Genomic DNA, 12,468 nt, shown 5'->3' on the forward strand with positions numbered 1-12,468 from the left:
CGGAAACTTCAGAGCGAGTTCGTCAGTCGCTAGCAGCGCCGCCGCCCTCGTTGGTGAGGCGGTTTCTAGGCCCAACACCAAACCAAGTCAACAGACATTTTTCGGAAAAATGATCTTTCTTGTAAGTAATTGAAATTGCGTGCGTATTAACCTCAAAAACGTCTCCAGACATTATTTTTGCAATCGATCCGGGCAATATCTCGCTGCCCTTGAGAAACCTCCCTTTTGACGTGCATGGAATGGCGTCATTCCGTATAGCCATCACTCACAATATCGTTGCCGCTTCCGCCCATTTGGCCGGCGGGCTATGAAAACGGAAGCGCACCACAAGAAAGCTGGAGACCAACCATGCTTGTCCGTATCGAGCAGAAGCCCCGCGTTATCGGGCCCTTTGCCGGGCTCATCGCTACGCTGAGGGAAATGTCGTTCCGCGGCTGCGTCAGGCACGCGCACCTTGTCGGCGCAAATTCCAACAAAAGTATTCACCAAGGTTGAGCAGGACCGTGTCGAGCAGCACCACTTCCGGTCGGATCGCAGCGGCATCGGCTGTCAACCTGCCGCCTCTCCCCATCACAGACGTTCTGCCGGCCTTGTCGTCGGTGCTGGCCGGGACGACGCGGGCGGTCCTTGCCGCACCACCGGGTGCCGGCAAGACAACGCTCGTGCCGATTCACCTCCTTTGCGCCCCATGGCGCGGAGATGGTCGGATCATCCTGCTGGAACCGAGGCGACTTGCCGCGCGGGCAGCGGCCGGACGCATGGCGGAGCTGTTGGGCGAAAAGGTCGGCGATACGGTCGGATATCGGATGCGGCTGGAAAGCCGCATTTCGTTGAATACCCGCATCGAGGTTGTGACCGAAGGCGTGTTCGCCCGCATGATCATCGACGATCCGGAGCTGACCGATATCGCGGCCGTGCTGTTCGACGAATTCCACGAGCGGTCGCTCGATGCGGATCTCGGCCTGGCACTCGCGCTCGACGCCCAGTCGGCACTGCGGGAAGACCTGCGGATCCTTGTCATGTCGGCAACCCTCGACACCGCCCGGATTGCGCGACTCATGGATGATGCCGCGGTAATCGAGAGCGCCGGCAGGAGCTTTCCGGTCGACGTGCGCCATGCGGAACGGCCGGCCGGCGAGCGCATCGAGGACAGCATGGCGCGCGCCATCCGTGAGGCCTATGCAAGCGAGGCGGGCTCCATCCTCGCCTTCCTGCCGGGCCAGGCAGAGATTCGCCGGACGATGGAAAGGCTGGAAGCACGCTTTGGCGACGACACGATGCTCGTGCCACTCTATGGCAACCTCACCCAGAAGGAACAGGACGAGGCGATCCGCCCAGTGCCAGAGGGCAAGCGCAAGATCGTGCTCGCCACCTCGATCGCCGAAACCTCGATCACCATCGACGGCGTGCGCATCGTCATCGACGGTGGCCTTCAGCGTCTGCCGGTGTTCGAGGCCTCGACCGGGATCACCCGGCTCGAGACGGTACGCGTCTCGCGCGCTTCCGCGGACCAACGGGCCGGCCGCGCCGGCCGGACGGAGCCCGGCATCGCCGTCCGGCTCTGGCACGCCGGCCAGACCGCGGCATTGCCCGCCTTCACGCCGCCGCAGATTCTCGCCAGCGACCTTTCCGGCTTCGTGCTCGATCTGGCCCAGTGGGGTGTCACGGATCCGGCCGGCCTGAAGTTCATCGATCAGCCGCCGACGGCAAGCTTCGAGGAGGCGCGGGCGCTGCTGCGGCTCCTGGGCGCCATTGACGCTTCCGGCGGGCTTACATCCATGGGGCGGAAGATGCGCGCACTGGCATTGCCGCCGCGTCTTGCGGCCATGGTCATTCATGCCGTAAGCGAGGGCGCGGCGGGCGATGCGGCACTGCTGGCCGTGCTTCTGACCGAACAGGGCCTCGGCGGCACGTCGCTCGATCTGGAGGAACGGCTGCGACGGTTCAAGAACGAGCGCGGTGAACGGGCGGAATCCTCACGTCGACTTGCAGCACGAATGGCAGCGGCGGCGGGTAGCGCAACCGGCGCGACGATTGCTTCGCATCCCGGCGCCTTGCTGATGCAGGCTTTTCCAGACCGGATCGCCCTGCAGCGGGGCGGGCGCGGGCGATTTGTCATGGCAAACGGGCGGGGCGCCGAGTTGCCGGAAACCGAACGTCTCGCCGGCAGCTCGATGCTGGTGATCGCGGACCTTACCGGCCAGGCCGGGCGGCAGCGCGTGCTGGCCGCGGCGGAGATCAGCCGCGCCGACGTCGAGGCCGAAATGGGCGACGCCATCATTCGCGAGGACCAATGCCTTTTCGATTCCGCAAGCCGGCAGGTGCGGGCGCGCAAGGTTGCAAGGCTTGGCGCGATCGTCTTCGACGAGGTCCCACTTCAAAGGCCAACCGGACCCGAGGCCGCCCGGGCGCTTGCCGAGGGTGTTCGTCAACTCGGCTTACAGTGCCTGCCCTTCTCCAAGGCCGCCGGGCAGTTGCGCGAGCGGCTTGGCTTTCTCCATCGTAGCGTCGGCGAACCCTGGCCGGACACGAGCGACGAGGCCCTGCTGGCCCGGCTGGACGAATGGTTCACCCCGTTTCAGGAACAGACACGCAGCCTGGACGATATCGCTCCGGGGAGCCTGTCGGATGGTCTGATGACGCTTGTGTCCCATGCGGTGCAGCGCGATCTCGATCGGCTGGTCCCCACGCATTTCGAGGCGCCGACGGGTCAGCGACACCCGATCCGTTACGACGGCACAGAGCCCACGCTTCCAATCCGCGTGCAGGAACTGTTCGGGCTGCGCCAGCACCCAACGATCGCGGGCGGGCGGTTACCACTGCTTCTCGAGCTGCTTTCACCGGCGCACCGCCCGATCCAGACGACACGCGATCTTCCCGGCTTCTGGGCGGGCTCCTGGAAGGACGTGCGCGCAGACATGCGGGGGCGCTATCCGCGCCACTCCTGGCCGGAAAACCCCGCCGATGCAGCGCCGACGACACGGGCGAAGCCGCGTGGTACATGAGGCAGAACAGACCCGGCAGGGCGCCGCACCAACACGAGTTCAAAGAGACAATGACCCATCCCGACTTCGCCGACATCAGCCCCAGCCGGCGCCTAAGGCTGGAAACGCTGATCCGCTTACGGTGGCTCGCCGTTGCAGGACAATCGATCACCGTGATCGTGGTCACCTTCTGGCTTGCCTTCCCGCTTCACGTGGTGGCGTCTTCGGTGCTGATCGCGCTGCTTGCCGCCGTCAACTTCTATCTCGCCGTGCGCTATTCGCCGGCGCATCGGCTGACGCCATTGGCGGCGCTGGCGCTGCTTGCGTTCGACCTTGGCCAGTTGATGGCATTGCTGTTCATCACCGGCGGACTTGCCAATCCATTTGCGCCGCTTGTCTGCGTGCCGGTGATCATCTCGTCGTCGGCACAGCCGATCCGTTACAGCCTGTTTCTCGGCGTTCTGGCGGTTGCCGGCATTACGGCGCTCGCCTTCACACCGTTTCCTCTGCCCTGGTTCCCCGGCACCCTTCTCGTCGTGCCCCCCATCCTGACAGCGGGATTCTGGATTGCGATCGTCTCCACCACGGCGTTTGCCGCGTTTTACTCCTATCGTGTGTCGCTTGAGGCATCGGAGCTTTCGGACGCACTGACTGCCACCGAGCTTGTCCTGCAGCGCGAAAAACACCTGTCGCAGCTGGATGGACTTGCCGCCGCCGCAGCGCACGAGCTTGGGACGCCGCTCGCGACCATCAGCGTGGTCGCCAAGGAGATGCAGCGCGAACTGGGCGAAGATCCCCGCTTTGGCGAAGACGTACAGCTGCTGCGCAGCCAAAGCGAGCGATGCCGAGACATCCTGCGGCGGCTGACCACTCTTTCGGCCGAAGACGAGGAGCACATGCGACACTTGCCCCTCTCCTCGTTGCTGGAGGAAGTTATGGCACCGCACCGTGAGTTCGGCATCAGGCTGACGCTCATCGAGGAAAGCGACCGCGCTGGCGAGCCGATCGGCCAGCGCAACGCCGGCATCCTCTACGGACTCGGCAATCTGCTCGAGAACGCGGTTGATCATGCGCGGGAAGAGGTGACCGTCACCGTCCGACATACGGCGGACCAGGTGAAACTCGTCATCGAGGATGACGGCGAGGGATACGCGCCCGACATCCTGCTCCGGATCGGCGAGCCCTACGTCACCAAACGGCAGCGCGATGAGCGGGCCGGCGGCCTCGGTCTCGGCCTGTTCATCGCCAAGACACTGCTCGAACGTTCCGGCGCAAGACTGACCTTCGGCAATAGGCAGGGCGGTGCGCCGGGGGCGCGGGTGGAGGTCGAATGGCCGCGAGCACGCATGGACGTGAAGCTGGCAAAATGACTTTACCCGCCGCGCCGAACCGGTCATAAGAAAATGGACGGAAAACAAGAAAAAACAGCGCGGAATTGCGAAGATGGCAGAGAAAATCGATACGCCCGCACTCGGACCGGATGCAAGTGACGCCGATTACATCGGCGCAGACCGATCACTGTTGATCGTAGATGACGACGGTCCTTTCCTCAGACGATTGGCACGCGCGATGGAAACCCGCGGTTTCCTCGTCGAGGTCGCCGAATCGGTCGCCGAAGGCATCGCCAAGGCCAAGGGTGCGCCGCCGAAATATGCGGTCGTCGATCTTCGGCTCGGCGACGGCAGCGGGCTCGATGTCATCGCCGCAATCCGCCAGCGCCGCGACGACACGCGTATCATCATGCTGACCGGCTATGGCAACATCGCCACGGCAGTGAATGCCGTAAAGCTCGGTGCTGTCGACTACCTGGCCAAGCCAGCCGACGCCGACGACATCTTTGCCGCCTTGACGCAGAAGCCGGGCGAAAAAGCGGAACTCCCGGAAAACCCGATGTCGGCAGACCGGGTGCGCTGGGAACATATCCAGCGCGTCTACGAAATGTGCGAGCGCAACGTGTCCGAGACGGCGCGCCGCCTCAACATGCACCGCCGGACGCTGCAGCGCATCCTCGCCAAACGCGCGCCAAAGTAAGCCGCCAATCAGTCGCGATCGCCGGAAACGATCGCCGACATCTCGGAATCCTGACCGATCCGATCGGACAGAAGTTCGGCCTGCAGCAGCCGGCCGGCTGCGATTCGTGCAAAGGCAAAAGTGACGGACTTGCGGGTCGGCGGTGCGAGCTTGTGCTCCGGCGCGTCGCGGATAATGTGCGCCCCATAGCCGTCGGAAACGATCAGGCCGCAATCCTCCGGGAAGATGTCGAGCGGCACGCCGCGATGGGTGGCGAAGAACAGCCGGTCGCACTGCGCGCGGTATTCCGGCCATTTCCTGTCTACGCGAAAATCCTCGATCGACGTCTTGATCTCGACGATCCAGATCTCGTTTCTCGGCGACAGGCTGATGAGATCGGCACGCCTTCCGCTCGCAAGCGACATCTCTGCCAACACCGCATGGTTCAACTCGGCGAAGAGGCGTTGGACGCCGCGCCGGACCATCATCGCGCGCTCGGATTGGCGGCCATCGATGAGCGGGTTGTCATTGTGAAGCGATACGATCGTCATGATGGTCCTCCGGCGGAATGCGATTTCGGCACCTTAGCAGAACGCATCGGATTGCGTCTCAACCGACGGCCCATTGCGGGATTGTTGCAAAAAAGCAATCCGGCCACTTTTTACTGTTGCACAACCGCTGGCACCGGCCCGCGCCCTTGCAAAACGCTCCATATCGAAAATAAAACCGTTTCGACGAACGTCCAGATATCCTGGAACGTCTCACCCCCTAGTTGAAGAGATTTAGATGCGCCTCCGCACTGCCCTGCTCCTATGTGGCCTTGCAGCGACCACGATGCTTGCCGCATGCTCGTCCGTCCCCTCCTCCGCTCCGATCATCGGCGAGAAGGTCGCAACGAACCAGATTTTCACCGCCGGCTACGGCCCGGTCGAGGATCACGGCTATGCGTTGCCGGCGATCCCGATCCAGCGCGTCAACGAGAAATACCACCGCCAGATCGTCGACTACAAGACCAGCGAAAAGCCGGGCACGATCGTCGTCAACACCCCGACGCGCTTCCTCTATTTCGTGCTTCCGGGTGGCAAGGCCGTTCGTTACGGCATCGGCGTCGGCAAGCAGGGCTTTGCCTGGGAAGGCGAAGCGTACATTGCCTGGAAGCAGGAATGGCCAATGTGGCATCCGCCGGAAGAAATGGCGCAGCGCAAGCCGGAAGTGGCGAAATACGTCAAGGAAGGCATGAAGCCGGGCCTGACGAATCCGCTCGGCGCACGCGCACTCTACCTCTTCAACGACAAGGGTCAGGACACGCTGTTCCGCGTGCACGGAACGCCGGAATGGGCCTCGATCGGGACTGCGGCCTCCTCGGGCTGCATCCGCATGATCAACCAGGACATCATCGACCTGTACGGTCGCGTCCGCCCGGGCAAGGGCTCGCGCGTGGTCGTCCAGCAGTAAGGCTGCCGACTGCAGAGAGACAAAAAAGCCGCCGGAGCGTTCCGGCGGCTTTTTTCGTTTATCCCTCACAACTGCTGGAGCCTTGAACACACCAGCAGCCGTTTGTCATCAAACAGCGCGCGCGGCCTTCAGTTCGCGGCGACGGCGGTGCAGAACTGGTTCGGTGTAGCCGTTCGGCTGCTCACGCCCCTTCAGCACAAGCTCGCAAGCGGCCTGGAAGGCGATGGAGGCATCGAAGTCGGCCGCCATCGGCGCATAGAGCGGATCGTCCGCGTTCTGGCGATCGACCACGGCTGCCATGCGCTTCATGGTTTCGATGACTTGTGCTTCGGTGACAACGCCATGATGCAGCCAGTTGGCCATGTGCTGGGCGGAGATGCGCAGCGTCGCGCGGTCTTCCATCAGGCCGACATTGTTGATGTCCGGAACCTTCGAGCATCCCACGCCCTGATCGATCCAGCGAACGACATAGCCGAGAATGCCCTGCGCGTTGTTGTCGAGTTCGCGTTGGATTTCTTCCGGCGTCCAGTTCGGCCGCGTTGCGACCGGCACCGACAGGATGTCGGAGAGTTTTGCGCGCGGGCGGCTTTTCAGTCCCGCCTGGATCGAAGCGACATTGACCTTGTGGTAGTGCGTGGCATGCAGGATCGCTGCCGTCGGCGACGGCACCCAGGCCGTATTGGCACCCGCCTTCGGATGGGCGATCTTCTGCTCGAGCATCGCCGCCATCAGGTCGGGCATGGCCCACATGCCCTTGCCGATCTGCGCATGGCCGGAAAGCCCGCATTCGAGGCCGATGTCGACGTTCCAGTTCTCGTAGGCACCAATCCAGGCGGCCTGCTTCATGTCGCCCTTGCGGATCATCGGGCCGGCTTCCATCGAGGTGTGCATCTCGTCGCCGGTACGATCGAGGAAGCCGGTGTTGATGAAGAACACGCGCTCCTTCGCCGCACGGATCGATTCCTTGAGGTTGACGGTGGTGCGCCGCTCCTCGTCCATGATGCCCATCTTGACCGTGTTCTGCGGAAGGCCGAGCGCCTCTTCCACGCGGGCGAAGATCTTGCTGGCGAATGCCACCTCCTCGGGCCCATGCACCTTCGGCTTCACGACATAGATCGAGCCCGCACGGGAGTTCATCCGCCGACCGTTCGCACCGACGTCGTGCAGCGCGATCAAAACCGTCACCATGGCATCCATGATGCCTTCCGGTACCTCGCGGCCATCCTTGTCGAGGATGGCGGGATTCGTCATCAGGTGACCGACATTGCGCACGAGCATCAGCGAGCGGCCAGGCAATGCGAACGACGAACCGTTCGGGGCCGTATAGGCCGGATCCGGGTTCAGCCTGCGCGTGAACGTCTTGCTGCCCTTGGCGACCTCTTCCTCCAGGTCGCCCTTCATCAGGCCAAGCCAATTGCGGTAGACGACGACCTTGTCGGCCGCATCGACGGCGGCGACGGAATCCTCGGCATCCATGATCGTCGTCAGCGCGGCTTCGATCCGGACGTCCGATATGTGCGCCAAGTCGCTACGGCCGATCTCGGTGGTCGCATCGATGACGATCTCGATGTGAAGGCCATTGTTTCGCAACAGGACGGTGCGGGGCGCCGATGCCTCTCCCACACAGCCGGCAAACTTCTCGGACGACTTGAGCCCCACGATTTCGCCGTCGGAAAGGCTGACCTTCAGTGCACCGTCTCTGACGGCGAAGGAGCGCGCTTCGCCCCAGCCAGCGCCGGCAAGTGGGACGCTGTCATCAAGGAATGCGCGGACCCAGGCGATGACGCTTGCGCCGCGCGTCGGATTGTAGCCCTTGCCCTTTTCCGCACCGTCCGTTTCGGGAATCGCATCCGTGCCATAGAGCGCATCGTAGAGCGAGCCCCACCGTGCATTGGCGGCATTCAGCGCATAGCGGGCGTTCATGACGGGGACGACGAGCTGCGGCCCGGCGACCGTAGAAATCTCAGGATCGACGTTCGTCGTTGTCACAACAAAATCGGAGCCTTCCGGCAGGATATAGCCGATTTCCTTCAGATAGGCTTCGTAGGCGGCGATATTGGTCGGTGCACCGTTCGTCTTGTACCAGGCATCCAGCTTCTCCTGAAGCCAATCGCGCTTTTCGAGCAGTGCCCTGTTCTCCGGCGCGAGCACCTCGACGATCGCCGCAAACTCCGAGAAATAGCGGTCCGCGTCGACGCCGGTCCCCGGAAGGGCCTCATTGACGAGGAAATCAAGCAATTCGCGATCGAACGACAGTCCGTTTTTCTCGGTGTAACCCATTTCATGCACTCCGGATTGCGGGACACACTCGGTCCCGTGGATGCTGCCACTTTCCAGAGCTTTCATTCATAGTCAATTCAGCGATAGTTCAAAGAATTTGTTCCGCCAGGGAATAAATTACACGCTGTTGATCCGAGGCAATCCGCGGCCGCCCACTGGCTGTGGCCGTGAAACGCGCTTCGACGAGCCTGCGCCTGCCCTCGATCTCGGGTGCATCGATTGCTTCGGACACCGTGACGGCGGGTTCGTCGGCACCATTGAGGCGCGCGGTGTGGAGCGCTGCACTGATCGCGCGCTCGCGAGCGAGCGAAAAAGCCGCCTCCTCGTCGACCAGCCGTACGCTTTCACCAGCGCCGCCAACGATGAACACGCCCTCCTCCGGCGTCGTGACGAAAACGGTAACACTTGCACGCACCTGGCCAACCACGGCGCCGATGGCGTTTGCCACGTCCGCATCGGGCGGGATGACCGATTGCGCCCCCAGCATGTCGGCGATCGCAGGATAGTAAACCGGCGCGGAGGCGCCGAGACCGATCAGCGGACGATCGAGATGGACGCGGAACTGGACGATCCCATCCGTGCGCCGCAGCGCCCGATCGACCGGCAGCGACTCTGCTGGATCGATCGCACCGGCGCCGTCCTCCGCCAGGCAGGCGCCCATGATGACGTCGGAGGACTGACGCGTCAGCCGATCGACAATCTTGCCTGCCAGTTCCTCCGCCGAACCGGCGATGGCGCGGCCCGAACCGTCCTTGGCGCGCGCCGCAAGTTCGAGGCCGAGACGCGCGGCCTCAAGATCCCACTGGTCCTGCCGGCCGAGCACATGCATCGCATCGGAGGGTGTAATGGCGCAGATATGCACAAGTCCGCGCCCGACAAGCCGATCGAGCGTTGCCTTCTGCAAGGTGTTCGTCAGCAACCCATCCAGCGGCACCGGCACGGCACCGATCCGATCGTAGAGTGCCTGTTCCTGCGCCTGGAGACCGCTTGCGAAATGATCCGGCACGCCCGTGCGCATGGCAAAGCGTCCATCGTGGCGCCCCATGTGTTGAGCGCGCAATTGGCGTTCGAGTGTCGCATGCACAACATCGCCATGGACTTTGGCCGCAAGGCTCAATGGCAGGAAACGACGCGGCCCGAGTTCGAGCCGTGCGACAAGGCCGCGATCGTTGATGCGAACCTCCGAATCGCCGCCGAGCCCGAAGGTGCGCATGGCGACCGCCTCGACCATCGTCCTGTAACCGCCGACGACCGCGCCATCGGCGTCGAGCCGCGGGCGTCCCTGGTCAAGGACCGCCACGTCGGTTGTCGTACCGCCAATGTCGGAGACGACGGCGTCGTCCAGCCCGCTCAGATGCCGCGCGCCGACAAGGCTTGCGGCCGGTCCTGACAGGATCGTCTCGATCGGCCTGAGCCGCGCCTCGGCGGCGGATATCAGCGCACCATCGCCACGCACCACCATCATCGGAACATCGATGCCGCGCTGCTCCAGATACCCCTCGCAGGCGCCGATCAGCCGATCGATCATAGAGACAAGCCGGGCATTGAGAAGCGTGGTCAGTGCCCGGCGTGGCCCGCCGAGTTTGGAGGAGAGTTCATGGCTGCAGGTGACGGGAAGATGCGAGATTTCCCTGATACGGTCGCGCACGCGCTGCTCGTGTGCCGGATTGCGCACCGCGAAATAGCCGGCAACCGCAAAGGAGGAAACGGAGGCCGCGAGTTCCGGCAGCGCCGCGTCAAGTGCGGACATGTCGAGCGGGTTCTCGTTGCCGTGGACGTTATGGCCACCCGGCAGGAAGATCACCGGGTCGTTGCCGAGCGCCTCGGCCAACCCGTCGCGCTTCAGGTCGTCTGGCGAGAAGCCAATCATCACCAGCCCAGCTCGTCCACCCTGCCCTTCCACGAGCGCATTGGTGGCGAGTGTCGTCGACAGCGACACGAGGCTGATCACCGAAACCGGCGCTTGCGCCTGCTCCAGCACGGCCTCGACCGCGCCGGAAATGCCGACGGCGAGGTCGTGGCGGGTGGTCAACGCCTTCGCCTTCGCCACGACACCGCTTTCCTCACTGAAGAGAACGGCGTCCGTGTAGGTTCCGCCGGTGTCGATGCCGAGTAGCAAATGGTCTTTCACGTCAGGTCTTCCCAGAAATGCTGCGCCTCGATTGGGGCCAACGAGGTGGTCCACGGTGATATTGCATCTTATGGGGGATTGCCACAGCCTCACACACGACATGAAGCGCCGAGAGAAGCGACCGAGTATAAGACTTCAAACTGGTAAATCGCAGGGTGATCAGGAGATCGAAGAAGCGCGCGAACGGACCATCACGCGCATGGGCAACCCGTTCGCCGGCTGTGTCGTCAGTCGTTGCACCGGCCACGGGCGCGTATCGCCGGTCACGTCAAAACGGTACTGGTGCATCATGACGGCCAGCGCGATCACCGCCTCCTGCAAGGCAAATGTCGCGCCGATGCAGACCCGCGGACCTGCGCCGAACGGCAGGTACTGGAAGCGGTCAATGCGCTCTCGATTCTCCGGAAGGAAGCGCTCGGGCATGAAGGCCCGCGGCTTTTCCCAATAGAGTTCGTGCCTGTGCAGCGTCCAGGGCATGATGAGCACGGTGATCCCGGCAGGAATATCGACCACCTCCCCTGTCGGGCTGGTCCATCGATCGGTCGCAATCGCCGCGCGGTTGATCGAAGGTGCGGGCGGGTAAAGCCGCATCCCCTCCTCGAAGGCTGCGCGCGTGTAAGGCAAAAGGTCCAGCCATTCGACAGGATCGGCACCGGAACCGATAACTCGGTCGATTTCGCTCTCCATCGCCTGCCGGATATGTGGCACGTTCGCTACGCAATAGAGCGTCCAGGCCAGGGCGCGCGCCGTCGTCTCATGACCGGCGCCGATGAAGGTCAGGATATTGTCCTCGATTTCCCCGTCGGTCAGCCCATCCGGGCCGGCCTGCTGCAGCAACAGGGTCAAGAAATCGGCTGGCACCGCATCAGGGTCGGTCTTCATGCGCTCCAAGCGCTTGTCCATCGTCCGGTGAACGATGGCGCGAAACTTCTCGAGCACCTTCTTTCCACCGATCCGCGTCAGCCTCGGCACCCAGCAGGGCGCCTTGAGAAGATCCATCGGATCGACCCGGCCCATGCGGTGCAGGAGTGCGTTGACGTCGTCGGCGAAGTTGCCTGTCGAAGACGCGATGTCGCCGGAAAAGAGTGTGTCTGAGAGGATGGCAAAGGTAAGCTCGGTCATGTCGACCGCAATGTCGAATACTGCCCCCTTGCCTTCCGCCGTATCATATTTCGCCGCGTAGAGTTCGGATTGCCGCAGCATCTGACCGGCGAAGCCCTTCGCATGGCGGGGCGTGAAGATCGGAGCGACAGCCTTACGTGAGCGCTTCCAGATCGCTCCTTCGGCCGTCAGCAGGCCGTCACGCAGGATCGGCCGAAGGACCAGTTGGCGCACATCGGCCATGCGGTAGTTCTGGGCGTTGTCCACCAGGATATGCTTGATCAAGCCAGGATCGTTGACGATCAGCGTGTGCTCGCGAAAGAAGCGCGTTTCGATCCACGGGAGCGTATAGGACGGCACGCCCCACAATTCGAGCGGATTGCGCAGGATCGTGCGAATGATCTCAAGCCGCGACGGCGGCACCGTTCGCGGCTCCGGTGCCGGCGGCTCGAAGGGCTCGGGGCGCATGTCCATCGCCAAACCTCGCATATCTTGCGTTCACCGCAG

General features: G+C 63.2%; 8 protein-coding genes. 4 read left to right on the forward strand and 4 right to left on the reverse strand.

Translation table 11 applies throughout. The features are described from left to right. Positions 1 to 503 precede the first annotated feature (503 nt). The 3 genes from hrpB (at position 504) to IB238_RS17500 (ending at position 5,015) form a co-directional block, all read left to right on the forward strand. Positions 504 to 3,005 carry an ATP-dependent helicase HrpB gene (hrpB, locus tag IB238_RS17490; RefSeq protein ID WP_348648265.1) on the forward strand — a complete coding sequence of 834 codons (2,502 nt, stop codon included), beginning with the start codon at positions 504 to 506 and terminating at the stop codon, positions 3,003 to 3,005. A 50-nt stretch (positions 3,006 to 3,055) separates the two neighbouring features. Next, on the forward strand, positions 3,056 to 4,354 hold the full coding sequence (locus IB238_RS17495) for an ActS/PrrB/RegB family redox-sensitive histidine kinase (RefSeq protein ID WP_192249802.1): 1,299 nt from the start codon (positions 3,056 to 3,058) through the stop codon (positions 4,352 to 4,354). Between the two features lie 73 nt (positions 4,355 to 4,427). After that, positions 4,428 to 5,015, forward strand: coding sequence for an ActR/PrrA/RegA family redox response regulator transcription factor (locus IB238_RS17500; protein WP_192249816.1), 588 nt, complete (start codon positions 4,428 to 4,430; stop codon positions 5,013 to 5,015). Positions 5,016 to 5,023: 8 nt separating this feature from the next. Here IB238_RS17500 and IB238_RS17505 read toward each other — a convergent pair whose 3' ends face one another. Then, on the reverse strand, positions 5,024 to 5,545 hold the full coding sequence (locus IB238_RS17505) for an MmcB family DNA repair protein (protein ID WP_192249818.1): 522 nt from the start codon (positions 5,543 to 5,545) through the stop codon (positions 5,024 to 5,026). A gap of 235 nt (positions 5,546 to 5,780) precedes the next feature. Between IB238_RS17505 and IB238_RS17510 the strand changes: the two genes are divergently transcribed. Then, positions 5,781 to 6,449 carry a L,D-transpeptidase gene (locus IB238_RS17510; RefSeq protein WP_192249820.1) on the forward strand — a complete coding sequence of 223 codons (669 nt, stop codon included), beginning with the start codon at positions 5,781 to 5,783 and terminating at the stop codon, positions 6,447 to 6,449. Between the two features lie 108 nt (positions 6,450 to 6,557). Here the strand turns inward: IB238_RS17510 and IB238_RS17515 are convergent, their stop codons facing one another. The 3 genes from IB238_RS17515 to IB238_RS17525 all read right to left on the reverse strand — a co-directional run bounded on the left by IB238_RS17515 (position 6,558) and on the right by IB238_RS17525 (position 12,435). Beyond that, the gene (locus IB238_RS17515) at positions 6,558 to 8,729 is read right to left on the reverse strand and encodes a malate synthase G (protein WP_192249822.1); all 2,172 of its coding nucleotides are present in this window, start codon (positions 8,727 to 8,729) and stop codon (positions 6,558 to 6,560) included. 88 nt (positions 8,730 to 8,817) lie between these two features. Next, positions 8,818 to 10,860, reverse strand: a complete 2,043-nt coding sequence (locus IB238_RS17520) for a hydantoinase/oxoprolinase family protein (RefSeq protein ID WP_192249824.1) — start codon at positions 10,858 to 10,860, stop codon at positions 8,818 to 8,820. A gap of 159 nt (positions 10,861 to 11,019) precedes the next feature. Beyond that, on the reverse strand, positions 11,020 to 12,435 hold the full coding sequence (locus IB238_RS17525) for a cytochrome P450 (protein ID WP_192249826.1): 1,416 nt from the start codon (positions 12,433 to 12,435) through the stop codon (positions 11,020 to 11,022). Positions 12,436 to 12,468: the final 33 nt, after the last annotated feature.

The sequence above is a fragment of the Rhizobium sp. ARZ01 genome, assembly GCF_014851675.1.
Taxonomy (GTDB): domain Bacteria; phylum Pseudomonadota; class Alphaproteobacteria; order Rhizobiales; family Rhizobiaceae; genus Mycoplana.